Annotated in this window: 23 protein-coding genes; 15 read left to right on the plus strand and 8 right to left on the minus strand. The window is 68.5% G+C overall.

Annotation, left to right across the window (positions count from 1 at the left end; translation table 11 throughout):
* Positions 1 to 192 precede the first annotated feature (192 nt).
* From E0H73_RS13125 to E0H73_RS13150, 6 genes are all read left to right on the plus strand, one after another.
* A complete protein-coding gene (locus tag E0H73_RS13125) occupies positions 193 to 603 on the plus strand; it encodes a DUF7144 family membrane protein (RefSeq protein ID WP_131354362.1) in 411 nt (136 codons plus the stop codon).
* Positions 604 to 615: 12 nt separating this feature from the next.
* Entirely contained in the window at positions 616 to 2,643 is a 2,028-nt protein-coding gene (locus tag E0H73_RS13130; RefSeq protein WP_131354365.1) for an alkaline phosphatase family protein, read from the plus strand.
* Between the two features lie 9 nt (positions 2,644 to 2,652).
* Positions 2,653 to 4,248, plus strand: coding sequence for a phospholipase D family protein (locus E0H73_RS13135; protein WP_131354368.1), 1,596 nt, complete (start codon positions 2,653 to 2,655; stop codon positions 4,246 to 4,248).
* An 87-nt stretch (positions 4,249 to 4,335) separates the two neighbouring features.
* Positions 4,336 to 4,902 carry a hypothetical protein gene (locus tag E0H73_RS13140; RefSeq protein ID WP_131354371.1) on the plus strand — a complete coding sequence of 189 codons (567 nt, stop codon included), beginning with the start codon at positions 4,336 to 4,338 and terminating at the stop codon, positions 4,900 to 4,902.
* On the plus strand, positions 4,899 to 5,381 hold the full coding sequence (locus E0H73_RS13145; RefSeq protein WP_131354374.1) for an RDD family protein: 483 nt from the start codon (positions 4,899 to 4,901) through the stop codon (positions 5,379 to 5,381). The genes E0H73_RS13140 and E0H73_RS13145 overlap by 4 nt, the downstream gene beginning before the upstream one ends.
* A gap of 10 nt (positions 5,382 to 5,391) precedes the next feature.
* On the plus strand, positions 5,392 to 5,829 hold the full coding sequence (locus E0H73_RS13150; protein ID WP_131354378.1) for a DUF7144 family membrane protein: 438 nt from the start codon (positions 5,392 to 5,394) through the stop codon (positions 5,827 to 5,829).
* A 4-nt stretch (positions 5,830 to 5,833) separates the two neighbouring features.
* Here the strand turns inward: E0H73_RS13150 and E0H73_RS13155 are convergent, their stop codons facing one another.
* Entirely contained in the window at positions 5,834 to 8,317 is a 2,484-nt protein-coding gene (locus E0H73_RS13155) for a helix-turn-helix transcriptional regulator (protein ID WP_131354382.1), read from the minus strand.
* Between the two features lie 386 nt (positions 8,318 to 8,703).
* Here E0H73_RS13155 and E0H73_RS13160 point away from each other — a divergent pair, with 386 nt between their 5' ends.
* The 5 genes from E0H73_RS13160 to E0H73_RS13180 all read left to right on the plus strand — a co-directional run bounded on the left by E0H73_RS13160 (position 8,704) and on the right by E0H73_RS13180 (position 11,669).
* Positions 8,704 to 8,973, plus strand: a complete 270-nt coding sequence (locus E0H73_RS13160; RefSeq protein WP_131354385.1) for a hypothetical protein — start codon at positions 8,704 to 8,706, stop codon at positions 8,971 to 8,973.
* Positions 8,957 to 9,202 (plus strand): hypothetical protein, encoded by a 246-nt coding sequence (locus E0H73_RS13165; RefSeq protein ID WP_131354387.1) that lies wholly within the window; start codon positions 8,957 to 8,959, stop codon positions 9,200 to 9,202. The genes E0H73_RS13160 and E0H73_RS13165 overlap by 17 nt, the downstream gene beginning before the upstream one ends.
* 102 nt (positions 9,203 to 9,304) lie before the next feature.
* Positions 9,305 to 9,751 carry a DUF6325 family protein gene (locus tag E0H73_RS13170; RefSeq protein WP_131354390.1) on the plus strand — a complete coding sequence of 149 codons (447 nt, stop codon included), beginning with the start codon at positions 9,305 to 9,307 and terminating at the stop codon, positions 9,749 to 9,751.
* A 10-nt stretch (positions 9,752 to 9,761) separates the two neighbouring features.
* Positions 9,762 to 10,082, plus strand: a complete 321-nt coding sequence (locus E0H73_RS13175; RefSeq protein ID WP_131354393.1) for an SHOCT domain-containing protein — start codon at positions 9,762 to 9,764, stop codon at positions 10,080 to 10,082.
* Positions 10,083 to 10,091: 9 nt separating this feature from the next.
* Positions 10,092 to 11,669: an MFS transporter gene (locus tag E0H73_RS13180; protein ID WP_131354395.1), complete on the plus strand. Its 1,578-nt coding sequence runs from the start codon at positions 10,092 to 10,094 to the stop codon at positions 11,667 to 11,669.
* Here E0H73_RS13180 and E0H73_RS13185 read toward each other — a convergent pair.
* Positions 11,650 to 12,186, minus strand: coding sequence for a potassium channel family protein (locus E0H73_RS13185; RefSeq protein WP_165555632.1), 537 nt, complete (start codon positions 12,184 to 12,186; stop codon positions 11,650 to 11,652). The genes E0H73_RS13180 and E0H73_RS13185 overlap by 20 nt on opposite strands.
* A 141-nt stretch (positions 12,187 to 12,327) precedes the next feature.
* On the opposite strand from E0H73_RS13185, the gene E0H73_RS13190 reads away from it, so the two are divergent.
* Together E0H73_RS13190 and E0H73_RS13195 are read left to right on the plus strand one after the other, a co-directional pair.
* Positions 12,328 to 13,821, plus strand: a complete 1,494-nt coding sequence (locus tag E0H73_RS13190) for a DUF2252 domain-containing protein (protein ID WP_238163971.1) — start codon at positions 12,328 to 12,330, stop codon at positions 13,819 to 13,821.
* Positions 13,822 to 13,836: 15 nt separating this feature from the next.
* Positions 13,837 to 14,400, plus strand: coding sequence for an HdeD family acid-resistance protein (locus E0H73_RS13195; protein ID WP_131354404.1), 564 nt, complete (start codon positions 13,837 to 13,839; stop codon positions 14,398 to 14,400).
* 1 nt (position 14,401) lies between these two features.
* Here the strand turns inward: E0H73_RS13195 and E0H73_RS13200 are convergent, their stop codons facing one another.
* Genes E0H73_RS13200 through E0H73_RS13215 form a run of 5 tightly spaced genes read right to left on the minus strand, consistent with a single transcriptional unit; the run spans position 14,402 to position 19,384 of the window.
* The gene (locus E0H73_RS13200; protein WP_131354407.1) at positions 14,402 to 15,478 is read right to left on the minus strand and encodes a sulfite oxidase; all 1,077 of its coding nucleotides are present in this window, start codon (positions 15,476 to 15,478) and stop codon (positions 14,402 to 14,404) included.
* Between the two features lie 26 nt (positions 15,479 to 15,504).
* Positions 15,505 to 16,368 (minus strand): enoyl-CoA hydratase/isomerase family protein, encoded by an 864-nt coding sequence (locus E0H73_RS13205; RefSeq protein ID WP_131354409.1) that lies wholly within the window; start codon positions 16,366 to 16,368, stop codon positions 15,505 to 15,507.
* Entirely contained in the window at positions 16,365 to 17,705 is a 1,341-nt protein-coding gene (locus tag E0H73_RS46565) for a Dyp-type peroxidase (RefSeq protein ID WP_202867354.1), read from the minus strand. The genes E0H73_RS13205 and E0H73_RS46565 overlap by 4 nt, the downstream gene beginning before the upstream one ends.
* Before the next feature lie 6 nt (positions 17,706 to 17,711).
* On the minus strand, positions 17,712 to 18,842 hold the full coding sequence (locus E0H73_RS46570; RefSeq protein WP_202867355.1) for a DUF4331 family protein: 1,131 nt from the start codon (positions 18,840 to 18,842) through the stop codon (positions 17,712 to 17,714).
* Positions 18,843 to 18,847: 5 nt separating this feature from the next.
* A complete protein-coding gene (locus E0H73_RS13215; protein WP_131354412.1) occupies positions 18,848 to 19,384 on the minus strand; it encodes a hypothetical protein in 537 nt (178 codons plus the stop codon).
* A gap of 151 nt (positions 19,385 to 19,535) precedes the next feature.
* On the opposite strand from E0H73_RS13215, the gene E0H73_RS13220 reads away from it, so the two are divergent.
* Positions 19,536 to 19,763, plus strand: a complete 228-nt coding sequence (locus tag E0H73_RS13220; RefSeq protein WP_131354415.1) for a hypothetical protein — start codon at positions 19,536 to 19,538, stop codon at positions 19,761 to 19,763.
* Between the two features lie 133 nt (positions 19,764 to 19,896).
* Here the strand turns inward: E0H73_RS13220 and E0H73_RS13225 are convergent, their stop codons facing one another.
* Positions 19,897 to 22,746 carry a beta-N-acetylhexosaminidase gene (locus E0H73_RS13225; RefSeq protein ID WP_131354417.1) on the minus strand — a complete coding sequence of 950 codons (2,850 nt, stop codon included), beginning with the start codon at positions 22,744 to 22,746 and terminating at the stop codon, positions 19,897 to 19,899.
* A gap of 281 nt (positions 22,747 to 23,027) precedes the next feature.
* Between E0H73_RS13225 and E0H73_RS13230 the strand changes: the two genes are divergently transcribed.
* Positions 23,028 to 24,080, plus strand: coding sequence for a Gfo/Idh/MocA family protein (locus E0H73_RS13230; protein WP_131354420.1), 1,053 nt, complete (start codon positions 23,028 to 23,030; stop codon positions 24,078 to 24,080).
* The last annotated feature ends 1 nt before the right edge of the window (position 24,081 follow it).

Here is a 24,081-nt window from a genome sequence, read left to right on the forward strand (position 1 = left end):
AACCTCCCTTGCCCGACCCACCTGGGTTTCGAAGATCGCGCAGATCGTCCTGGCCAGCATCCCCCACCCCGGATGATCATTCGCGGACTCCTGGTACGTCGTCCGCCACGGGTGACGCGCCACCGGCCGGTGCGGACCTACTGTCGACGCGCTCGACGTCCGTCGAGGACCGAGCAGGAGGGGTGGACACACATGACCGACAACCGTTCCGTCGAGTCGCAGGCCGACTCGGGCTGGGCGATGACCGGAGTCGCCTTCGCCGCCGCGATGCTGCTGCTGATCGGTGCCTTCCACGTGATCGCCGGCTTCGCCGCGATCCTGAACGACGAGTACCTCGTCCGGGTCAGGGGTTACGCCTTCGATCTGGACATCACCGCCTGGGGATGGATCCACCTGATCCTCGGCCTGGCGCTCGTCGCGACCGCCTTCGGCCTGTTCTCCCGAGCGCGCTGGGCGGGTGTGGTCGCACTCTTCCTGGTGGTGCTGAGCGCGATCGACAACTTCTTCTTCATTCCCTATCAGCCGTTCTGGGCGCTGCTGCTGATCGCCCTCGACGTGTGGGTGATCTGGGCGCTGACGCGTCCGCGCGCGCTGCGTTCGTGACGGCGGTCAACCGTGTCCACGCCGCTGGTCCGCACCGGCGATCTCGGCCGGATCGTCGCCACCTTCGTCACCTCGGTCCTGGCCCTGGCGATCGCGGATGCCGTGCTGCCCGGCCTCGGCTTCTCGTCGTTCCCGCAGTTGCTCGCCGCGGCCGCGGCGACGTTCCTGGTCGGTGCGCTGGTGCGCCCGCTGCTCGTCGCCGCGAGTGCCGCGGTCGGATGGTTCGCCGTCCTCCTGCTGGCGGTGCTCGGCCAGGCCGCGATCCTCGCGTTGGCGCTCACGCTGATCCCGGGGGTCGAGGCGGACTCGTTCTGGGTCGTGCTCGCGGCGGCGTGGATCGCAGCGGCCGCGGCGACGATCGTGGCGTGGCTCTGCACCTCCGGTACGCCGGAAGCGTTCACGGCGGTCCTCGTCCGCCGGACCAAGCGGCGGCGGACACCGGTCGACGATCCCGAGGCTCCTGGCGTCATCTTCGTCCAGCTCGACGGCGTGCCTTTCCCGGTCCTGCGCTGGCAACTCATGGCCGCCACCCTGCCCACGATGGGGCGCTGGATCCGCGACCGCGGCTATCGGCTGGTCGAGTGGACCCCGGTGCTTCCGCCCACCACGCCCGCCAGTCAGCTGGGGATCCTGCACGGCCGTATCGACGGCGTACCCGCTTTCCGTTGGTACGACCGGGAGCTGGGGCGTGTGCTGGTGAGCAACCGGGCTGCTGATGCCGCCGAGATCGAGCGCCGGGCCACCGACGGTCGCGGTCTGCTGGCCGATGGCGGCGTGAGCATCTCCAACCTCTTCAGCGGCGACGCCGAGCGGTCGGTGCTGACGATGAGCAAGATCGAACTCAAGCGCGGTTCGGTCGACACGCGCCGCCGCGCTGCCTGGTATCTGGCTCGGCCGGACGGCTTCGCCGGCAGCCTGTTCGGGGCGATCGCGGAGATCGCCCGCGAGCGGTTCGAGTCGCGTCGCCAACGCCGCCGCGATGTTGTTCCGAGGGGACACCGTGGCTGGCTGTTCGCCGGCATGCGGGCGGTGACGAACGTCGTACTGCGGGACCTCAACACCGCACTGGTGGTCGAAGAGATGATTCACGGCACGCGGGTCGTGTACGTCGACTATGTCGACTACGACGAGGTGGCCCATCACGCCGGCTCCTTGCGGCCGGAGTCGCTGGGCACGCTGGAGCGGCTCGATCATGTGCTCGCGTGCTTGGAGGCCGTGGCCGCGGAAGCGCCGCGGCCGTACCGGCTGGTCATCCTGTCCGACCATGGGCAGTCCCAGGGAACGATCTTCGCCGATCGGTGCGGGATCGACCTGGCCGCGGTCTGCTCGCAGCTGACCGCGGCACACGTCGAAGCCGTCCAGCAGTCGGTCGAGGGCTGGGGCCGCCTGAACGGCCTCCTGGCCGATCTGGCCGGCGGCGGCTCTGGAACGCGGCGGGTTGCCCGTGACGCGGCGGTCCGGGTGCAGAACCGCTCCGCACCGCCGACGGTCACCACCAGTTCGGAGCTGGTCGTCCTCGGGTCGGGCAACCTCGGCCTGGTGTACGCCGCTGAGCAGCGCCGGCTGACGATGGAGGACATCACCGACCGATGGCCGGCCCTCATCCCCGGCCTGGTGAACCACGACGGGATCGGCTTCGTCGCGGTGATGAGCACCGAGCACGGGCCGCTGGCGATCGGACCGTCGGGTGTCCACCGGCTGTCCGATGCCAAGGTGACGGGCGACGACCCGCTGGCGCCGTTCGGTCCTTACGTCACGGCCGACCTGCTGAGAGCGGTATCGATGCCCGAGGCACCTGACCTGTATGTGAACAGCTCTGTCGACCGGGACACCGGCGAGGTCTCCGCGTTCGAGGGCCTGGTCGGCTGCCACGGTGGACTCGGCGGGTGGCAGGGACGGGCGATGCTGCTGGCCCCACCCGACCTGGTGATCCCGGACCGGCCGATCCGCGGCGCGGACAGCCTCCACCGCGTGCTGGTCGCGTACCTCGAACAGCTCGGACAACGCAGCGGCATCTCCCGCAACACCGCGGACGTCTGAGGAGGCGCGATGACCGACCACACTGCCGCGCAATGGTTCCTCCGCCCGCACGAGCGCGGTAATCCCGGCACGGACATCGACCGGGTGGGAGACATCGACGGATCCTGGGTCGACGGCAACCTGGTCCGGCCGCTGATCCACGGGGCGACGTACTTCCGTCGCCTGTACGAAGAACTGTGCGCGCTGCAGCCCGGCGACCGGGTCTACTTCACCGACTGGCGTGGCGACGCGGACGAGAAGTTGCTGCCCGACGGTCCGACGATCGGACATGTTCTGGCTGAGCTCGCCCGATCAGGAATCGAGGTCAGGGCGCTGCTGTGGCGATCGCATTCGGATCATCTGCAGTTCAACGCCAAGGAGAACCGGCGGCTGGGGACGAAGCTCAACGAGGCCGGCGCCGAGGTGCTGCTCGACCAGCGGGTCCGGCGCCTGGCCTCACACCACCAGAAGCTGTTCGTGATCCGGCATCACGGCCGGCCGGAGAAGTCGGTCGCCTTCGTCGGCGGCATCGACCTGTCCCACCAGCGCCGTGACGACGGCGAACACCTGGGCGATCCCCAGCAGGCACCGATGGATCGCAGGTACGGCAACCGTACGCCGTGGCACGACGCTGCGCTGGAGATCCGAGGACCGGTCGTCGGAGATCTGCTCCGCACCTTCATCGAGCGCTGGGACGACGGTCATCCGCTCGACCGGCGGACGCCGTACCGGATGATCGTGCAACGGCTCGCCCGGATGCCTCGCCATCCGCAGTCGCTGCCGGAGCAGTTCCCCGATCCGCCGCCGGCCGGGCCGCACGCCGTCCAGGTCCTGAGAACGTACGCCCACAAACGGCCCGGCTATCCGTTCGCGCCACTGGGGGAGCGGAGCATCGCCCGGGCATACGGCAAGGCGTTCGGCAACGCACGGCGCTTGATCTACCTGGAGGACCAATACCTGTGGTCGGAGCTGATCGCGCAGGGGATCCACGATGCCCTCGAGCGGTCGCCCGAGCTCCGCGTGATCATCGTCGTACCGCGGTATCCGGATTCCGACGGTGCCGTGAGTGGGCCGCCGGCACGCTTCGGCCAGTTGCGCGCTGTGCGGATGCTGCGCCGGACCGCCCCCGACCGGGTCGGTATCTACAACCTGGAGAACGCCGAGGGAGCGCCGATCTACGTGCACGCGAAGATCTGCATCGTCGACGACGTGTGGTTCACCTGCGGCTCGGACAACTTCAACCGCCGCTCCTGGACCTGTGACAGCGAGCTCACCTGCGCGGTGCTGGATGCGACTCCCGACGACCGGGAACTGGTTGCCGAGGGCTCCCGTCGGCTCGCCCGGGACCTGCGGCTGGAGGTGTGGTCGGAGCATCTCGGCTGGCCGACCGCCAGCCTGGCGCAACTCGACCCGTTGACGGGGTTCGAGCTGTGGCAGCGAACCGCCGCGGACCTGGAAGCCTGGTACGCCGGGGGCAAGAAGGGCCGGCGGCCACCTGGGAACATCCGTCCGCACGTGACCCAACCCTTGACCCGTCTCCAAGCGCTCTGGTCCGAACCGCTGTACCGGCTGATCTACGACCCCGACGGCCGCCCCCGCCAGATGCGCCGCAACAACGAGTTCTGACTCTGGGTGTCGAAGACCTCACTGATCCTTGTGGTCTCCCCCGCCATGGATGAGGCGGGCCACGGCGGGCGGACGCAGCATGGTCGCGTGGGTACTTCAGAGCAGTCCGAGAACCCGCCTGACGAGCCGTCGGCGAGCCGAGACGCGATCCTCGTGCTCGACGCGGCAGTCGGGGCCTATGTGCTGGCAGCGGCCGCCGCGCAGACGGTAGGACGCCGGCTCGGGGGAGTTCTGAGCCCGGTCCGGCGCCGGGTCGGGGGAGTTGTCAACCCGGTCGCCGTCGTGATCCTGCGGCCGCCGATGCTGGCGGAGCGTTACCAGGCCGCCACCTGGCTGGCAGCTCTGGCCGAGCGCGGCGGCCGAGGACGTGCGGAGGCGGAGCGTCAACTGTCGGTCATGCTGGACCGGCTGGTTCCCGCGGTAGCGGCAGAAGTGCTGAAGCGACTCGACATGGCCGAGCTGGCGGAGGGTGTCATCGCGGAGGTCGATCTCGCCGAGATGATCCGGCAGTCCACCGGATCTGTGGCTTCCGACACTGTGCGCGGCGTACGCATGCAGGGCATCTCCGGCGACGAGGCCGTGGGCCGGGTAGTGGCGCGGCTGAGGCTGCGGCGCGGCCGGACAGAATCTGAGATGACGCCCACGCAACCATGAGAACGGACGAGCCCGTGTCGATCGTCCCGCGGGAAGCCCAGCCGTACCAGGGACGACGAGCGGGCATCGTCACCCGATCGATCGCCAGTGTCATCGACGCGGTCGTCGTGGCGGTCGCGGTGCTGGCCGGCTATGTGGGCGTCAACGGGCTGAGGTTCCTGATCCGGCCGCGGGACTTCCAGTTCAGTGAGGCATCGCCGTTGCCGAGCATTGCCACCGCGTTGCTCGTTCTCGTCATCTACCTCAGCATCGCCTGGGCGACCACCGGACGGACCTACGGCTGCCACGTGATGGGACTGCGGGTGGTCGACCGTCGTGGCCGACGGGTGCGGCCGCTCGTCGCGCTGCTGCGGGCCGTCTTCGCGGCCTTGTTCCCGCTCGGGCTGCTGTTGTGCGCCGGTCCGCGCCAGCACTCTGTGCAGGACCTCGTCCTGCGTACGTCGGTCATCTACGACTGGCGACCCGGACTGCCACGCTGAGGAGGCGACCATGACGGACACCGATCGAAGCACCGCGAAGCCGCGACGGATCTGGACCGGCCCGATCACGTTCGCCGGCGTGATGATGATCATTCTCGGCCTCTCCCACGGCTTCCAGGGTTTCGTCGCCCTGTTCAACGAGGGGTACTACGTGGTCGAGAAGAACGGTCTCGCCGTCCACATGGGCTACACCGGCTGGGTCTGGACGCACCTGATCATCGGCACGATCGTCTTCGTGGCCGGATTCTGCGTCCTCGTGGGTCAGGTGTGGGCCAGGGTCGTCGGCGTGATCCTCGCTGTCGTGAGCATTTTGGTGAACGTCGCGTTCCTCGCCGCGGCTCCGGGCTGGTCCACGATCATGATCGCGGTGGACATCCTGGTGATCTGGGCGCTGACCTTCCACGGTCGTGACGTACGGCCCAGGCATGGCGCCGGAGCGCGTCCGTAGTGGGCTAGGCGTCTGGGCGTGAGGGCAGCAGTCCCAGCTCCCATGCCCGCCGTACGGCCTCGTTGCGGCGTGATGCGCTCAGCTTGCGAAGGATGCTCCGGACATGGCTCCGTACCGTGTTGACGGACACGTACATCGTGCTGGCGATCTCTTCGGTGGTCAGCAACTCGGCGAGGTACTCGAGTACTTCGTGCTCCTTGCTGGTCAACGACGTGGTGAGGACCAACTCGGGCCGTGCCACTGCCCACCGATCGGCGGTGCGGTCGCGACCGTGCGGACTCGGCGTGCGGAGCCACGGGTGATGTCTCATCAGCTCACCGGATGGCTGCAGCAGCTTTCGCACCGCGGGCGGAGCCTCCGCGAACGGACGGCGGAGCTGCTCGGGCGCGGCCAGTCTGAGCGCGCGTTCCACGCAGATCCCACTACGGCCGCTGTCCCCGGTCCTGAGCGACTCCGCGGCTTGGACAAGCCAGCCGTCCACCTGGGTTTCGAGTGCGATGACGCGGTCCGTGGCCGGGAGCGGCTGAGCGGGCGGGCGCTCGCCGGCTTCGGCGGCTGCTCGCTGCAGCACCAGACGCGATCCGACCTGGTCGCGGCCGGCGGACTGCTCGATCGCCGTGACGGCCTCTCGTGGCTGGTGTTGGGCCACCAGCATCTTCGCCTCGTCGATGGTCAGGGCCTGGCCGAGCCAGCCACCCTGCGCGCCGTAGCTGTTGCGTGCGGCCCGGAGTTCCGCAGCGGCCAGATCGATGTCACCGCTTGCCCGCAGCAACCTGGCCCGGACCAGAGCGAGTGCGGCGGCGAGAACTCGCGCGTCGTGGGTGGGTGCGGTGTCTGCGGCACGCTGCACCATCTCTTCGGCGCTGGGCAGATCGCACCGGTCGGCGTGCACCCAGGCGCCGGCCACGATCGCGGATTGCGACAGTTGTGCCCCCGACTCGGCCAGCGCGGTCGCGTGCGCGACGACCTCCCCGGCTCGCCGCAGATGTCCCCAGGCCGCTTCCACCAGCGCGGCCATGCCAAGGAAGTCGACGAGCGCCTCGTGGGCACCGTTGTCCTCCGCGAGTGCGATGCCTTCGGTGAAGGCCGCGAGGGCCGGCGGGAAATCTCCGAGTTGGAGCAGCACGCGGCCCTTGCAACCGGCGATCAACAGCCTCGGCTCCGGATGCGCGAGGGCCGACTCCGGCGATGCCGCTCTCAGGTCGGCCTCCGCTGTCAGGACCTCGACCAAGGCGCACTCGGGATCCTCTCCGAGGCTTGCGCAGACCGCTCGCAGCACGGACAGGGCCGACTGTCGCCGCGGGGACTTCTGCTGGTCCAGCCGGGCCCTGGCCTTGCCGAGTTCCGATGTACAGCGGTCGACATCGAACCGGGCCAGTGCGCGGGCGGCTCTGATGATCGCGGCGTCGGCGCCGTCCAGATCGTCGGGCAAGTCGGCGAACAGCGTTGTCAGATGCCGGCGCCTGCACCCGACGAGGAGACCGGCGACGTCGAGATCCTCCACCAGGTACCGCGCTGCGTCCCGCCACTCACCGGCCGTGACGGCATGGTGGATCGCCTCGAGCGGCCGACGGTTCTGGGCGAACCAGGCGGCGGCAGCGCGGTGCAGTGCGGGGACGCCGGCAGGCCGCTCGTACAGCAGTTGGGCGCGAAGGAACTCGCGGAACAGCGGCTGGTAGGTGTAGCTGTCCGCTGTCCCCGGAACAGGCCGGATGAACGAGTTGCCGTGCGACAGGAACTGGAGTGACCGAAGGTCACACGCCTGTCCGGTCAGCGCCTCGGCCAGCGCCGGCCGGACCTCGTCGACGATGCAGGTCCGGAGCAGGAACTCGCGCAGCTCGGGCGGCTGCGCGTCGAGCACCTCGGTCATCAGGTACGCCGCCAGGTTGCCCGAGTCGCCGCGGAACTCCCGGATGACCCGCTCCGCGTCGGCCTTCCCGGCCAGATTCATGGCCGCGAACATCAGGCCGGCCGGCCAGCCGTCGGTCCGCGCCTGGAGTTCGGTGACCTCCGAGGCGGTCAACTCGAGCTTGTGCGCGCGCATCAGCGCGGCGGTCTCTTCCGTCGTGAAGGCCAGGTCAGCGGCCCGGATCTCGGCAACGGTGCCCGCCAGCCGGTAGAGGTGCAGAGGGAGAGGCGGGTCGGATCGCGTCACCAGCACGACCCGCACGCGTCCGGCATTGCCGCGGATGAGGCGATGGAGGCTGCGTCCGAACTTGGGTGTCACCGCGAGGTCGCCGCAGTCGACCACGAGCACCAGTACGTCGTGATCGCGGCCCTGCAGACCGTCGCGCACGGACTCCACGATGGCCGGGGCATCTTCGCTGCCGGCGTCCAAGGCGATTCGCTTGACGACGGCCGGACCGTGGTACAGCGCTGCCCACGACTCCAGCAGGATGGTCTTCCCGAAACCCGCGGGCGCACTGATCAACGTGAGCGGCAGCTGAACCCCGAGGCTGACGCGATCGATCAGCCGCGGCCGCGGCACCGTTCCTGGTGGGATCGCCGCCGCGGTCCTGGGTCTGGCTCGTACGCGACTGTCGAACGGTGCATCCGGTGAGGTACTGCGTCGGCTTTCCACCCCTGCGTGCTGATCGCTCGGCATGTCCCCTCCTAGCGCGTGCGGCATCAGTCAACGCTGGGGAGGCGGTGCGCTGCGAGTCGCACCCTTCGAAGAAAACCACGGAAAGCCCTGTAAAACCAGCGTTTCTCGTCCGATTGCCGGACAATTCGAGACATAGCTGTCTCAGTTTGAAGCACGCGGTGGCAGCTGCGCCCGAGCCGGCGCGGCCAGTTCACCCCACAGGGATGAAGCCGCGACACCCGACCTTTGCGAGCGTCGAACGCAGACGTTGGGAACGGAGTGTGGCTTCGATGGTCGACGCGACGTACGAGATCCGCGTGGCGGGCGCCGTACCCGAGCAGGATCTTCGCGACATGGGCGCGGAGACACTGGCCGTCGACCAGGCCAGCACCGTCGTCTACAGCATCCCCGACCAGTCGGCGCTCTACGGTCTGCTGGCCAGACTCCGGGCCCTCGGCATCGAGGTGGTCGAGGTCCGCCGGATCCTGGACCCGGCGTCGGCGTCGACGGAGTGGACCGAGATCGATCCGGGAAGGGCAGACGATGACAGCACCACATGAGAGCCACGGCCCGTCGTACCAGGTCGCCGTTCAAGGGGAGTTGAAGCCTGCCGTTCTCGTGTTCTGCGCGGGCCCGCAGGCTCATCACCAGACATCCGGGGTCTTCCGGTTGCGGGTCCACGACGAGCAGGGAATCGCCGACCTGGTGGCGATGCTCGAGACCGCCGGACTGACGATCCTGAGCATCCGGCAGGTCAGTCCGACGGCCGCTGAGCGCGTGTCAGCCTGAGTTCATCCCGCGCGGGGGATGCCGTCGCCGGCGGCCGCGCGGCAGGGTGGCGATCAAACAGGACGCAGGGTCGCCGAGATCCGTGTGGAGGGATGCAGAGTCATGCCAGATACAGAGGTCCATGGACCCATCGATTACGTGCTCCTCGAGTTCACGGGCAACAAGCTGACCGGCCGAGCGGCCGAGGAACTGGTGAACCTTGTCGAGCGCGGCATCGTCCACGTGTACGACGTACTGCTGGTCGGCAAGGACGCCAACGGCTCCACCTACATGGTCGATCTGGCCGAGGAGTCAGGTCAGGCCGGCGGCTTCGCCGGCCTCGCCGGTGCCCGGTCGGGAATCCTGGCCCAGGACGACCTCCTCGAGGTGGCCGGTGCGATGCAGCCCGGGACCGTGGCGGCGGCGATCGTGTACGAGAACACCTGGGCGATTCCGTTCGTCGCGGCGGCCATGGAGTCCGGCGGCCAGCTGATCGCCGGCGGGCGGATTCCGGCCGAGGACGTGATGGAAGCACTCGACGCCCTGGAAGCCCTGGAAACGACGAGTTGAGGAGCCCGACATGCCACTGTTGCGAGGATTAGCGAGGACCGCGGCTGTCGCGGGCACCGCGTCGGTTGTCGCGGGCCGGGTCCGCCACCACCAGGACCAGAAGTTCGCCCGGCAGGACGCCGAGGCGGCGCAGGCACAGGGCGCACCGGTGTACGCCGAACCTGCACCGGCGCCCGTGTACGCCGCGCCCCCACCGGCGCCCGCCGCCCCGGCGACCGATGTCACGGCCGACCGCTTGGATCAGCTCAAGACCTTGGGCGAACTGAAGCAGTCGGGTGTTCTCACCGAAGCGGAGTTCCAGGCACAGAAGGCCAAGATCCTCGCCGGCTGAGCCGTTGACATGACCGAGGAGACGAGAAGCGTTCCAGCGGGGACGGCGGCCAGCCCGAGGCTCGCCGTCCTCCTCGCGATGGCGATGTTCGTGCTCGTCGTCGACACCTCGCTGATGAACGTCTCCATCTCCTCGGTGGTCAGGGATCTCGACACGACGGTGAGCGGCGTCCAGTCCGCGATCGCACTCGAGGCGCTGGTGTCCGCGGCGTTCATCCTGATCGGCAGCAAGGTCGGTGACCTGATCGGGCGCAAGCGCGCCTACCTGCTCGGTCTGCTCGGCTATGCGGTCGGCGCCTTGGCGATGACCCTGGCCCAGAGCCTGACCGCGATCATCGTGTTCTGGGCCCTGGTCGGTGGCCTCGGGGCGTCGCTTCTGCTGCCCGCCATGCAGTCACTGATCCATGGCAACTTCGAAGGCACGGCGCAGGTGAAGGCCTACGCCATGGTCGGAGCCGCCGCCGCGTTGGCTGCCGCGGTCGGACCGCTGCTCGGAGGCTTCATCACCACGTACCTGTCCTGGCGGATCGCGTTCCTGCTCGAGGTCGTGGTGATCGCGATCGTGATCTCGGGCCAGCATCTCGTTCATGACGTGCCGTACACGGGGGCGCGGCAGGTGGACGTCGTCGGTGCCGTCTTGTCGGTGCTGGGTATGGGCGGCATCGTGCTGGGCATCCTGGTGTGGCAGGAAGGCGGGGAGTTCGTCGGCCTGATCATCGCGACGGGCGCGGTCGCTCTCGCGGGTTTCGGCTACTGGCTGGTGCGCCGCAAGCGGCAGGGCAAGCCGACGCTCCTCGACCCGGCCCTGTTCAGCTCTGCTGTCTACCGGCTCGGCATCTCCGGGCAGATGCTCCAGCAGATCGCGCTCGGCGGCACCATGATCGTGCTGCCCATCTATCTGCAGATGGTCCTCGAGTACAACGCGATGCAGGCGGGTCTGTCCCTCGCACCGCTCTCGCTGAGCATGTTCGGGACGGCGATCCTTGCCGAGAAGAAGGCAGCCGGGCGAAGCGCGACCGGCATCATCAGGTGGGGCTACGTGTCGTTGACCGCAGGCCTGCTGATCCTGATCCCGATCGTGCCGCGGGCCGATTCCGGCTGGATCCTGATCGGCCCCCTGATCATTGCCGGAGTGGGCCTGGGTCTGCTGGTGTCGCAGCTCAACAACTACACGCTGGGGCCGATCTCTGAGGAGCGGGTCAGCGAGGCGGCCGGCGTCAACTCGGCGGCCGGATCGTTCGGACTGTCGTTCGGGTTGGCCTTCGCCGGGGCGATCATGCTGGCAACGCTGTCGTTCACCTTCACGAACCTGGCGGACTCGAGCACGGTCCTTCCGCCGGCGGAGAAGGGTCAGGTCGCCCAGGCTCTGGAAACCGATGCCGAGGTGATGAGCAACACCGAGCTCGACAAGGTGCTCGCCAAGCAGCCGCAGGAGATCCGGGACGAGGTCCTCCGGATCAACACCGAAGCACGGCCGATCGCCCTTCAGGTGGCGCTGGGGATCCCGATTCTGGCCGGCCTGGCCGGGCTGGTGGTGTCCTTCCGGATGAACCGGCGGAAGGCTGCGCTCAGTCCTCCCGGTGACTGAGATTGTGCTGGACCGCTCCGAGGAGTGTGCGAGCGACAAGACCGACGACGACGAGGTCACCGATCATCTGCACGATGGTGATCGTGCGCGCCAGCGACGTCACCGCCACGATGTCGCCGAAGCCGACGGTCGCGAAGACGGTCACCGTGAAGTACGCCGCATCGAGCCGGCTCAACGGCTCGGAGAAGTTCGCGGGATCGGCCCGCGCGATCAGGAAGTACGTCGTGGCGAAAACTGCGAGGAACAGCGGCAGCGACGTCGCCAGCGAGCCGATGGCTCTGATCCGCGGGTACGGCGAGCGGGCGATGTCGCGGATCTGCCAGGCCAGCACAACCGCCACGAAAGTCAGGCCGAGGACCAGGCCCACTACGGCGGAGCTGTCCAGGCGCATGGGCAGAACGAAATAGCCGACGATGATGACCGAGGACACCAGCAACGAACGCAGCAGCGACGTCATCGCGAGGCGGCGGCGGGTCCGCCTGGGCAGCTGAGCGTAGCCGACCTGGGTATCTCTCACAGCCTCAGTGAAGCTCGAACCGGCGTTGGCCGATTCATCCAGTTGGGGTGATGCTTGCCTAGCGATCCCCAGTGTTGGCTGGGTCTCTGGCGGATCAGAGTCTGACCACCCGGCTCGACATGTCCGGAGGGGGCGAACAGCATGAGTGCACGGACCACGATGGTGAGGGTGGGGCATGCCCGACCCACCGCGAGAGCAGCCCGCGCCAATGGTGGACCGGCGTCCGCTGTCCGTCGTCTCGCCCCGTCCGATCATGCCCGCCTGGGTCTCGCGGCGCGGGCAGCGCTGCCGCCGCGCGAGCAGGCGCAGCTGGTACTGCCCGCCAACCGTCCGGATCCGGTCGCGCTGCTCGAGGCGCAGGCCCGGACCCGCGTCGCCGAACTCGTGCCGGTGCGGCACGGCCGGATGATGGTGTCGCCCTTCACCTTCTTCCGGGGAAACGCCCTCGGGATGGCCGCCGACCTCGGCGCGGCACCCGTGTCGGGCCTCACCGCACAGCTGTGCGGTGACGCCCACCTGTCGAACTTCGGGGTGTTCGGATCTCCCGAACGGCGGCTGCTGTTCGACCTCAACGACTTCGACGAGACCATCGCCGGTCCGTGGGAGTGGGACGTCAAACGGCTCGTCGCGAGCCTGTCGGTGGCCGGCCGGGGTAACGGGTTCTCGCGGAAGGAACGCCGTAAGTGTGTCCTGGAGACCGTCCGGCGCTACCGCGATGCCAGTGCCGACTTCGCGACGATGCGGAACCTCGACGTCTGGTACGCCCGTGCCGACATCGACGAGGTCGAGGAGGCCCTTCGCAGCAAGATGACCTCGAGCCGGCGCAGGAACGTCGACCAGACCCTGCTGAAGGCACGCGGCAGCGGGAACCTCAAGGCCTTCGCCAAGCTCACCGAGATGACCGATGACGGCGTCCGGCTCAAGGCTGACCCACCGTTGGTCGTGCCGATCGCCGACCTCCTGCCCGACGCCGGCCGGGAAGAGCTCGAGGCCGCGATCAAGGAGCTGCTGACCCTCTACCGCCGGTCGTTGCCGCCCGAGCGACGGGACCTGTTCGACCAGTTCGAGTTCGTCGACCTGGCCCGCAAGGTGGTCGGCGTGGGCAGCGTCGGCACCCGGTGCTGGATCGTGCTGCTGCGCGGCAGGGACGACGGTGATCCGCTGCTCCTGCAGGTCAAGGAGGCCGGGCCCTCGGTGCTCAAGACGAGAGTGCCGACGGTGCTCAGGCGGCGGTTCGCCCCGCGCAACGAGGGGGAGCGCGTGGTGCAGGGGCAACGTCTCATGCAGGCGGCCAGTGACATCTTCCTGGGCTGGCAGCGGCTCGACGGCATCGACGGACAGACCCGCGACTTCTACGTCCGTCAGTTGCGGGACATGAAGGGGTCGGCCGTGGTGGAGAAGATGGACCCGCGCGGCATGACGATGTACGGGCAGCTGTGCGGCTGGACGCTGGCCCGGGCTCATGCGCGATCCGGTGACCGGATCGCGCTGGCGACGTACCTCAACAGCGACGACGCCTTCCCCGAGGCGATGGTCGAGTACGCCGAGGCGTACGCCGATCAGAACGAGCGCGACTACCAGGTGTTCATGGACGCCATCAGGACCGGCCGCCTGCAGGCCGAGAGTGGCCTGTAGACCGGAGGTCTGGACATGGATCGGGAGCTGTTCACGTCGAGCTGGAAGATGATGGTGGTCCGCGGAGTCGTCGGCATCGTGTTCGGGATCCTGGTGATCATCTGGCCGATCGAGACCGGGCTCGCCCTGATGGTGCTGTTCGGATTCTGGGCGTTGCTGGAGGGCATCAGCCTGCTGGTGTCGGCGGTTCGGCCCAGCACGGAGGGGAGTCGGCTGGGGCGTGCGCTGCTGGGGCTGATCGCGCTGGTCGTGGCGTTCTTCGCGATCTTCAGTCCGGGTGTGACGGCGCAGACACTGACCTGGATCTTCGGCATCTGGCTGATCATCCGTGGGCTGTTCGAGATCTTCACGGCGTTCAGCAGCTACCGGCTCACACCCCGCTGGATACTCCTCCTGGGTGCCGCGCTGTCGATCCTCCTGGGCGTGTTCTTCGTCGCCAACCCCGGCACTGGTGCCGTCGGGATCGCGATCTGGCTCGGCCTGATCGCGCTGTGCTGGGGGCTGGTCTTCGTCGTGATGGGCTTCATGCTCCGCCGCGAACGCTCCTCGCCCGCCCCCGCCAACCCCGCACCCGCCTGAGTCAGCGGACGTCGACGTACGAGATCTCGATGGCGTTGTTGCCGTAACCGATCCGGTTCCACGGCGGTACGTCGGGCTGGACGTTGCCGGCCGCATCGGTCGCGCGCGCCCGCAGGCTGTGCCGGCCGCGCGTGGCCTCCCACGTGTAGCTCCAGTCCTGCCACTCGTACGGCGTCTGCGGCGGCTCGACCACGGCGGGGCTCCATTCGCTCTCACCGGTGAAGCTCAGCCCGACCTCGGTGATCGCCCCGTCTCCCGACCAGGCCTTGCCGCGAATCGTGTACGTGCCGGCGGGGATGGTGGAGGCCGGCGCCGGGTCCGTGATCCGGGCCCGCACCCGCATGTGGGTGACTGGCTCGAACGGCCGGTCCGGCCACTGGTAGATGTAGTGCCCGGTCTGGAACTCGCCCACGAACGGCTCGGTGAGTACGTCGAGCCGGGTCAGCCACTTCACCGACGCGACCGCGTACCAGTGCGGAACGACCAGCCGGAACGGCGCGCCGTGGTCGGGCCGCAGCGGTTCGCCGTTCATCTCGTAGGCGATGAGGATCTCGGCGGCCGGATCGACGGCGTTCGCCAGCGGCAGCGAGCGGACGAAGGTCAGGTCGTCGACGTCGTCGAGGACCGAGCTGAGGTGGTACTTGCCGTGGTCGGCGCCTTCACAGCGCAGCTCGACGCCGTCCGCGCCGGGCCGAGCCTGTGCCAGTACGTCGGAGAGGCGGGCGCCCTTCCAGTACGCCGTCGAGACCGCGTAGCCGCCCCACGGTTCGCCGGTCGGCAACGGCTTGGTGTCGAGGCGGCCGTTGCCGGCGCACTCGAGGGTGACAGCGTGTTCCACGGCCGGCATCGCCCGCAGGTCATCGACGGTGAGCGACAGGGGAGTGGCGACCGCGCCGCCCACGTGCAGGGCTCCGTCGTGCTCCGGCAGCGCGAAGTTGCTGCGGACGTAGTGCTCGTCGGTCGACGTGATGTGATCGCGCAGCGCCGCGTGTGGTGCCTCGGCGTTGAACGGTTCCTCTTTGATCATGGCCAGGGCAGCCCGGTTGGCGGCGATCGCATCGCTAATGGTGACGGACATGGCAAGTGCTCCTCGGTGCCGGCGGATCAGTAGTCGGGGTCCTGGAAGTGCGGGTCGCGGTTGTCGTTGAAGGCGCCGATTCCCTCGATCCGGTCCGGGTGCACCGCGGAGCGCCAGTGCGCCTCCATCATGATCGAGATCGCCTGCTCGACGGGCTGGCCGGCACCCAGCTGGACCGCCCGCTTGACCGCCTGTACGGCGGTCGGCGAATTGCTCGCGATCTTCGCGGCGACACGATGAGCCGCCGGCATCAGCTCCGCCGCGGGATGGAGCTCGTTGACCATGCCCAGCCGGTACGCCTCCTGCGCGGTGATCGGGTCACCGGTCATCAGCATCTGCAGGGCCTTGCCGGGCGGTAGGACCCGCGGCAGCAGGACCGGTGAGCCGCCGCCAGCCGCGAGCCCGATCATCGCCTCCGGCTGGCCGAAGGTGGCGTTGTCGGCGGCAAGGATGAAGTCGGTGCTCTGCGCGATCTCCGAACCGCCACCGTACGCGATCCCGTTGACCGCGGCGAAGATCGGCTTGCGGAGCTGACGCAGGGTGTACAACGTCCGGTCGAAGTCCTGCCGCTGGCGCAACCACTGCTGCTTGGTCATGCTCTTGCGCTGGCGCAGGTCGCTGCCGACCGAGAAGGCACGCGTCCCGGCGCCGGTGATGATCGCGACGCGGATCGCCGGCTCCACCGCAATGGTCTCCAGGACCTCGGTGAGCCGAGCACCCATCTCGGTAGTGATCGCGTTGTCGGCCTGGGGCCGGTTCAACGTGATGACGGCGACGGCGCCCTCGGACGTGTAGTCCAGCAGCACCGACTCCTCGGGGTCCGCGTCGTCCGGTGCGGGCGGACCGAAGTCCAGGTCCTTCCAGCGGTCGGTTCCGGTGGCTTGGGTCATCGGCTCTCCTCGGTCAGGTCGGCCAGCCAGCGCAGCCCGCGGAGGCCAGGAGCGAAGCAGTACTCGCCGCCGCGGGTGACCACGAACGGCGGAATGTCCTGCAGGCGGCGGCGGATCGGGTGCCGGGGAACAGTGAAGATCCCGCTTCCGTCCTGAGGACCCACCAGCGGGTCGCTTTCCTGCGGTGCGCCGATGAAGATGCCATCGTTGAGCCACTGCGTCTTGACGAACTCGAACTGCCGCCCCGGGTGCGCACCGGCGAAGACGAAGATGATGCCGCGGTCCGCTCCGTCGTCGTCGAGGACGCCGTCGGGCAGCGCCGTACCGTAGCTGGTGCCGCGGCGGATCATCCGATGCAGCCGTACGTCGACGGTGTGTTCGTCCTCGAGGGAGTCGCGGGGATTGGCGCGCCGGGCGTGCGCGCCGGCCGGGCACTTGAACCCGCGCGGATCGTCGCGGTAGGCGAAGTCGTTCCTGCGCTTCGGGTCCGCACCGAGCTCCGGATCGTCGTCGTCCGGGGCGAGCGCGAGCGGCGCCCCCGACTGCCAACGGCCGACCATCTTCGCCCCGAGGAGGGCCTCTTCCCTCCGGTTCGCGGCGTGTTCGCGCAAGTAACGGCGGTAGGCGGCGACTCGGGTGTGCAGCTTGCGGAACACGACGTAGGTGCCGTTGCGGCCGAGTACGTCCGGTGTCGGCATCGGTGGCAGCGCGCCGGTTTCGTCGGGGTAGCCGAGGACGAACTCGCCGGCCTTGATCGGCGGCTCGCCCGGGTTCGTCGGCGGTGTTCCGACGCCCTCCACAGCTGGCTGCCCGATCCCGTCCCTGAAACCGAACGACGTACGACCGGACGCCAGCTGGTGGCAGTCCTGTTGCCAGATCACGTCGATCCCGGGGAACTCGTCCTGGGCACGTCGCGCCCGCTCCACCAGCTCGTCGAGACTCGCCTGGTCCGGGGCGAGCGTGGCGAGCGCGATGTGTACGTCGGTCCTGCCGAGCGGCTCTTCCCAGTGGTCGGGGCCGCTCTCACCGACGTCGCCGAGCTCGGCCGCACGGGCCGCCATTCCCTGCTTGAACTCTGGGGCGAAGCTGTCGAGCGACTCCTGCGGTACGCCGAGCGCCTTCAAACCCTGGTAGGTGAAGGCGATCGTCAACCACGCGGACGGGGTGCGGTCCAGGACCGACCGGGCCGGCGACAGCAGCGGGATGAGCCGGCGGACCAGGCGACGGCCGTCGTGCGGGTCGTTCACCCGCAGCAGGATGTACATCCCGACGTACGGCGACGGCCGCTCGTGCAAGGCGCCGGCTTGGATGTCGTCGAGATCGAGTACGTCGGTCATGGCCGCCTACACGTGCACCGGTGGCTGCGGGGGCGTGGGATTCGCGGGGGAGAGGTACGGGAAGACGGTTGACGCCGGCCGCGAGCAGTGGTCGACGCCGTCCCGGATCACCGGCCCGTTGCCGGCGTTGATCAGCAAGGTGAAGAAGGTGTCCATCGCGTCGTCGTTGAGCGCTCGCCCGCCGCAGGTCGTGTGCTCCTGCCCAGCCAGGGCGGCCCGCTCGATCTCCAGGAACGACCCGTGCTCCTGATACGGCTTGCCGATGTCGACCGCCAGCTGGTCAGCGAGCACCAGCTTGGTCAGTGGATGGTCGCCGTGTTCGTCGGGCGGCCAGTCGACGGTGCCGTCCAGACCGTCCCAGAAGGCAAGGTTGGCGTTCAGCCGCGCCCGGTAGGCGCCGAGATAGCCGTCGGCCAGGTGGAACCCGTCCTCCATGTTGTAGAGGTCGCGGATCTCCAGATCCCGGTTGACCTGGTCGAACTGCTTCGGCCCCAGCAGCAGGTTCTTGATCTCGGGCCGGCCGGTCCGCTCGATCCGGATGTTGAGCCGCCCGCGGGTCAGGGTCTCCGCAACCAGACCGACCAGGCCGTCCTGCCGGCCGAGCAGCTGCGCGCAGTCGAGTTCGACGACGATGCTCAGCACGTTCTTGCCGTCCAGGAAGATCGCCGACGGGTCGGTGAACGCGAGCTTGCCGGTCGCGATCGTCTTCAGCGCCGCCGGGGCGTCGAGGATGAACGGATCCCAGCGAGGACCGGCGAACGCCCGTACCCCTGCGCCCTTGCCTCCCTCGGGGTCGCCGACTCCGAAGGTGACCTCGTCGCCGGCCGGCGTGCGGCAGAAACCGGACTGCGGTCCTGCCTCGGGGGACTGGTCGGAGAAGACGCAGTCGAAGACCAGTTCGCCGGTGCCCACGTCGAACGGCGCCGATCCCGGCGGTCCGCCGGCCGGCGCGAGTGGCCGGAGCCGGAGCCGGTAGATCAGCCCGTCCGAGAAGCGGCCGTCGGGTGGTGCGAACGGCAGCGTGTTGAGGACCAGGACCAGGTTGCCCGGTGTCTCCGGGCTGGGAAACGCGAAGACGTCGGTGATGTCGGCGATCGGCTCGGCCAGCGCACGCGGGCCGGAGATGTGGTCGGACATGCCGGTCAGTCGCTCGCCTCGGCGAGCAACGGGGCCAGGGCCGGCGCCTGCAGCAACTCGGCCGCCTCCGGGTTGTCCAGGACCTGCTGGAACGCCTTGTTCACGCGCTCGGCCTTGCGGATCTCCTTGACCGTCCCGCCGTAGTTGCGCGAGTAGCCGCCGGCGGTGAGTTGAGCGGACATGATGAAGTCCTTGACCGCTTGCAGGTCGGGCAGGCCCTCGTAGCCCTCCACGTGCTGGAAGATCGCGTCGAACAGTTTCAGCGGTTTGGACGCGAAGTCCAGCATGTAGGCGTCCCAGGAGCCGTCGAAGCTGGTCGCGAAGAGTAGCCGGGTGTCGTTGTCGAACGGCACGAACCGCGCCTCGTGGATGGACCCGATCGGCAGGTTGTAGTCGCCGGGCCGGTAGCCAGGGGATGCCTGCAAGGCCTTCAGGCTCTCTCGCAGTGCCTCGCCGTGCCCGGGTTTCACGTGGAAGAACAGGCTGAACTCACTCGTCGGGCCGACCTGAAGACCCGGCCGGGACGGCGCTTCGGCTGTCATCGGTGATCACCCTCCTGACGGGGACTGGCCGGCTCAGTCTTGGCCAAGCCCGGCCCGCAAACCTCATCCATGGCGAGTGATTGGCCCGATGACGCGGGGGAGAGGGAGTCTCGGTGTGCACAGGGGACGGAGTTGGGCGCATACTGACCTTGTGGAGCCCTCCCGCGCGACGACGCGTCGTCACCTGTCCACGAGTCCCTTCGAGCCGAAGGTGCCCGAACCGATCAAGACCTTCGAGGTTGGTGATCGGGTCTCCCACGACAAGGAAGGCCTGGGCCGGATCAGTTCGGTCGAAGGAACCTACGCGGTGGTGGTCGACCTGGGCGGCGGCAAACTGCTGCGCGTCATGTCGCCCTTCGCCAAGCTGCACACACTCTGACGTCTCTCAGAGCAGGCTGACCAGCCGTTAGCTGGCCAGCCGCAGTTGCGCGACCAACTTCTGACCAACCACAGGAACTGCGGCCCTGCACACCTTGTGGGTGCGCAGGGCCGCTGGGTTCAGCTACCGGCTGTCAGAGGCCGGCGCATTGGCCGGTCTTGGGGCCGGAGGCGGTGTTGGGTTGGCCTGCGTTGGTTGGGGCGGGGGTGTTGCCCGTGCAGGACAGTGGTCCGCTGATGTGGTTGCCGGAGACAATCGTCGAGCCGGTGTTGTTCTGTACGACGAGCGGACCCGCCACGGTGGCACCGTCGATCGTCACCTGACCCACCGAACTGCGGACCGTCACCGGACCCTGGACCGTCGCCGGCGCGCACTCGCCGCTCTGGTTGCCGAGCCAGACCCGGGTTCGACCGGTCACGCTCACCGGGCCGGACACCGTCGTACCGCAGAGCAGAACGTTGCCTGCGCCGGACGCTGTCACCGGGCCGCGGACCTCGGACCCGGATGCGTAGAGCCCGGCACCCGCTGCCACGTTCACGGGTCCCGAGACCGTCGCGCCGTCGAGACACGCGACGCCCGAGGACACGGTCAACGGGCCCTCGTGCGTCCCGGTCATCATCGTCGTACAGGACGGGACACCGGTCGCGACGAACGGCACGACCCAGGTCTGGCCCTGACGGCTGTAGGTGACTGTCCCGTGATAGACACCGTCGACCGGATAGGTGTGGCTCCCGCTGACGGTCATCAGGCTTCTACCCTGACGTTGGCTCGCCACGTAGTCGCGTGCTGCGACAGTGCCGGCCTCGGCAGCCGACCCGTCACCCCAATCGACCGTGGCAGTGAACTCACCAGGTGGCATCGAGCCGGCGGCCAGACGTCCCAGCGGTGCGTTGCTGACGGTCCGGTCCACGCCGAAGCGAGTGACCGTGCCCATCGATTCCGGAGTCCAGTTGACCTGGGCGATGGAGCCGTAGTTCACATTCGCGAACGCCCACCGTGCTCCAGCGACGCTGAGCCGTTGCACATATGCGTCGTAGTCCTGGGTGAGCACCTTCGGCGACCAGGCCTTCTCCAGGATTCCGGCCAGCCGCGGGAAGACCATGTACTCGTTCGTGGCCAACCCACGCATCTGCTCGCCCCAGATCGGCGCCTCGATGCCGATGATGTCCTCAGCCTTCGGCCCGCCGTACGCCGGTTGCGCCCAGACGTTCCGGTACTTCTCCCACACCCATTCCGGGTCCCATGAGTAGGCCTTGTCGAGTTCGGTCCGCGGCGTCCGGCCGGGCGATCCGTCGTACCCGAAGTCGAGGTACGCGTTCCATTCCGGGGTCGTGATGACACTGCGGCCCTGGTTGAACCACTCGGGCTTGATCAGCGGGGGACCACCGCCGGTGTAGTCGGACCAGTAGTGGTTGATGGAGGTCGAGCCTGGTGCGTAGCCCTCGAGCGCGGGGTTCCAACCCATCATCCGCTTGCCGTTGGCGTTGACGATCGACTCCATCTGCCCGATCCACCACTTGTAGTCCTCGTGGGGCATCCCGATGGCCTCGTCGCCGCCGATGTGGACGATCGGTGCGGGGGAGATCGCGGCGAGCTGTGCGATCGCGTCCCGCCAGAACGCGAGCGCCCGCTCACTCGCCGGGTCGTTCGGGTTGGTGCAGAACCGGTCGGTCTGGGTCTGGCCCTGGCAACCCATCACCGCGACGCCGCCCAGGGACCTGACCGCTGCGGTGGCGTGGGCCGGGCCCTCCAGTTCGGGGACGATCTCGATGAACCGGTCGGCGGCGTACTTGACCAGGCCCTTGAAGTCCTCTTGCGTGTAGAAGCCTGCGATACAACCCGATCCGTTGCATCCGGTGCCGTCCAGCGCCGGGTAGCCCTTGATCTCCAGCCGCCAGGACTGGGAGTCGCTCAGGTGCAGGTGCAGCCGGTCGCCCTTCAACGCGGCCAGCTGGTCGATCATGGACCGGATCTCGGCCACGGTCATGAAGTTGCGGGCAGGGTCGAGTTGAAGACCTCGATGGGCATAGCGCGGGTAGTCCAGGACTGTGATGGGCTGTGCCGTCCACGGTCCTACGCCGGCAGTGGGCGCGTTGATTGCTGCTGGCAACAGTTGCCGAAGGCTCACGAAGCCGTTGAACAGGCCGTGTGCTTGCGGGGCGACGATCTTCGCGCCCGCACTCGACACTGTCAGCGAGTAGCCTTCATCCGCTTTGTCCGCTGGGATTCCGGACACCGGCCCGGTGCTCAGCGCAACGTCGGAGGCCGTGGCGGAACCGGTCACCACGGGAAGCACGAACCCGGTGGCCGGCCGCAGGTAACCGGCGAGCACCTCGCCCGTCGCGGCGAGCGCACTGCTGGAGACGACGATCCGCGACATGGCGGTGAGCTCGAACGGCTGACCGGTGCCGGGCGTCTGCTTGACCGGCACGGGGATGATCTGCCCCACGGTCGGCGGCGGCTTGGGACCGGACCAGAGCTCGAACTCGTTGAGGGTGTACCCGGTGGTCGAAGTCGTCGCCGTGGCTTGCATCCGGACACACGAGACCGGGTCCTGGTGGTCGATCACCTGGGAATCCTTGTCGCTCGGATTCACCACATGGGTGACCGTCGACCAGGTCTGGCAGTCGGCATCCGTGGAGACCTGCAGGTCGTACTCGGACGGCTTGGCTGGGGAAGTCCAGCGGCTGAACACCTCGTAGACCGGGGCGGGCGAGGCCAGCTTGACCTGGAACCAGTCCTGGGTCGGGTCGTAGCCGCCGCCGACCGACGCGTAGTTCGAGGTCCATCCGTTGTGCACGAACACGTCGATCGCGTTGGCAGGCGCGTACGTCAGCGCGGGCGCAGTCATGCGTTGAGACTTGGCAGAGGCAACCGCGCCCGGCAGCAGGGCGAGGTTGACGCTGTCGGGGGTCTCGGCGTACGTCGTGGGTGTGCCGGCGGAGGCCTGGCCCACGGTGAGTGGGACCAGGGCTGCGGCCACAAGCGCACCGATGGTCAGAGCGGGGACAGCTCGAGGGCGAGACCGACGGCCTGCGTCCGGTCTCCCCTCGGGTTTCAGCGACAGGAACGGAATTCTCACGTCACTCCTTACCGGTGCAGGGCGGTGTCACGCGGTCCCGGAGGGCGACCGTACGGGCATCTTCCGTCCCACACGCCGCCTGTGCAAGAGCCCGGGAGGACCCGACTCGCCGGGGCTGGCAAGCGTTTGCCGATCTGGCATAGGGTGAGCACTGAAACGTTGCCGAGTCGGGAGGAATCCGGGTGACTTCCACGCACGCAGTCAGGTTCGCCGCGGTCGGGCTTGATCACGCGCACATCTTCGGTCAGATCGCGGGCCTCGTGAAGGCCGGTGCCGAGTTCGTCGGGATGGCGACCGACGACCCCACGGCCGCGGTCGCGACCAGGGTCCGGGAGCGGTATCCCGAGGTTCCGGTGACCGAGAGTCCGGACGACCTGATCGGCCAGGACGGGATCGACCTGATCGTCACCGCCGCCGTACCGGATCGCCGTGGGCCGATCGCGGTCGCGGCGTTGCTGGCCGGCAAGGACGTCGTCACCGACAAGCCCGGCTGCGTCAGTCTCGAGCAGCTCGACGAGATCGAGAAGGCTGTCGGCCAGAGCGGGCGGTTCTGGTCGGTGACGTTCTCGGAGCGGTTCGAGGTCGCCAGTGTGGTCAAGGCCGGTGAGCTGGTCCGCGAGGGCAAGATCGGGACCGTCGTACAGACCATCGGGCTCGGGCCGCACCGGGTCGGGGACCGCGCTCACCTCAGCGGTGGCGCCGGCCGCCCGGACTGGTTCTACGACAAGAACCGGTACGGCGGGATCCTCGCCGACATCGCGTCCCACCAGATCGACCAGTTCCTCTGGTTCACCGGCGCACAGACCGCGGAGATCGTGACCAGCACGGTCGGGAACTTCGCCAACCCGGACGAGCCGGGCCTGCAGGACTTCGGTGAGATCCTGCTGCGCAGCGAGAACGCCCAGGGGTACATCCGGGTCGACTGGTATACCCCGGCCGGACTGCCGACCTGGGGCGACGGCCGCCTGATGATCCTCGGCACCGACGGCTACATCGAGCTGCGCAAGTACGTCGACATCGCCGGCCGCGACGGCGGCGACCACCTCTTCCTGGTGAACCAGGAGGGCACGCAGTACATCGACTGCTCCGACGTCCAGACGACGTACTACCCCGACCTGGTCTGCGACGTACGCGAACGAACCACGACAGCCGCGCCCCAGGCCCACACCTTCGAAACCATGCGCCTGGCCCTGACGGCCCAGCAACAAGCAACCATCCGCGGCGCAGCCCGATGAC

The organism is Kribbella pittospori, assembly GCF_004331465.1.
GTDB lineage: Bacteria > Actinomycetota > Actinomycetes > Propionibacteriales > Kribbellaceae > Kribbella > Kribbella pittospori.

What these genes read in the sequence shown, in the direction of transcription:
- E0H73_RS13125 (WP_131354362.1), top strand. Translation starts at nt 193, where the DNA reads ATGACCGACAACCGTTCCGTCGAGTCGCAGGCCGACTCGGGCTGGGCG.
- E0H73_RS13135 (WP_131354368.1), top strand. Translation starts at nt 2,653, where the DNA reads ATGACCGACCACACTGCCGCGCAATGGTTCCTCCGCCCGCACGAGCGC.
- E0H73_RS13145 (WP_131354374.1), top strand. Translation starts at nt 4,899, where the DNA reads ATGAGAACGGACGAGCCCGTGTCGATCGTCCCGCGGGAAGCCCAGCCG.
- E0H73_RS13150 (WP_131354378.1), top strand. Translation starts at nt 5,392, where the DNA reads ATGACGGACACCGATCGAAGCACCGCGAAGCCGCGACGGATCTGGACC.
- E0H73_RS13160 (WP_131354385.1), top strand. Translation starts at nt 8,704, where the DNA reads ATGGTCGACGCGACGTACGAGATCCGCGTGGCGGGCGCCGTACCCGAG.
- E0H73_RS13165 (WP_131354387.1), top strand. Translation starts at nt 8,957, where the DNA reads ATGACAGCACCACATGAGAGCCACGGCCCGTCGTACCAGGTCGCCGTT.
- E0H73_RS13170 (WP_131354390.1), top strand. Translation starts at nt 9,305, where the DNA reads ATGCCAGATACAGAGGTCCATGGACCCATCGATTACGTGCTCCTCGAG.
- E0H73_RS13175 (WP_131354393.1), top strand. Translation starts at nt 9,762, where the DNA reads ATGCCACTGTTGCGAGGATTAGCGAGGACCGCGGCTGTCGCGGGCACC.
- E0H73_RS13180 (WP_131354395.1), top strand. Translation starts at nt 10,092, where the DNA reads ATGACCGAGGAGACGAGAAGCGTTCCAGCGGGGACGGCGGCCAGCCCG.
- E0H73_RS13190 (WP_238163971.1), top strand. Translation starts at nt 12,328, where the DNA reads ATGAGTGCACGGACCACGATGGTGAGGGTGGGGCATGCCCGACCCACC.
- E0H73_RS13195 (WP_131354404.1), top strand. Translation starts at nt 13,837, where the DNA reads ATGGATCGGGAGCTGTTCACGTCGAGCTGGAAGATGATGGTGGTCCGC.
- E0H73_RS13200 (WP_131354407.1), bottom strand. Translation starts at nt 15,478, where the DNA reads ATGTCCGTCACCATTAGCGATGCGATCGCCGCCAACCGGGCTGCCCTG.
- E0H73_RS13205 (WP_131354409.1), bottom strand. Translation starts at nt 16,368, where the DNA reads ATGACCCAAGCCACCGGAACCGACCGCTGGAAGGACCTGGACTTCGGT.
- E0H73_RS46565 (WP_202867354.1), bottom strand. Translation starts at nt 17,705, where the DNA reads ATGACCGACGTACTCGATCTCGACGACATCCAAGCCGGCGCCTTGCAC.
- E0H73_RS46570 (WP_202867355.1), bottom strand. Translation starts at nt 18,842, where the DNA reads ATGTCCGACCACATCTCCGGCCCGCGTGCGCTGGCCGAGCCGATCGCC.
- E0H73_RS13215 (WP_131354412.1), bottom strand. Translation starts at nt 19,384, where the DNA reads ATGACAGCCGAAGCGCCGTCCCGGCCGGGTCTTCAGGTCGGCCCGACG.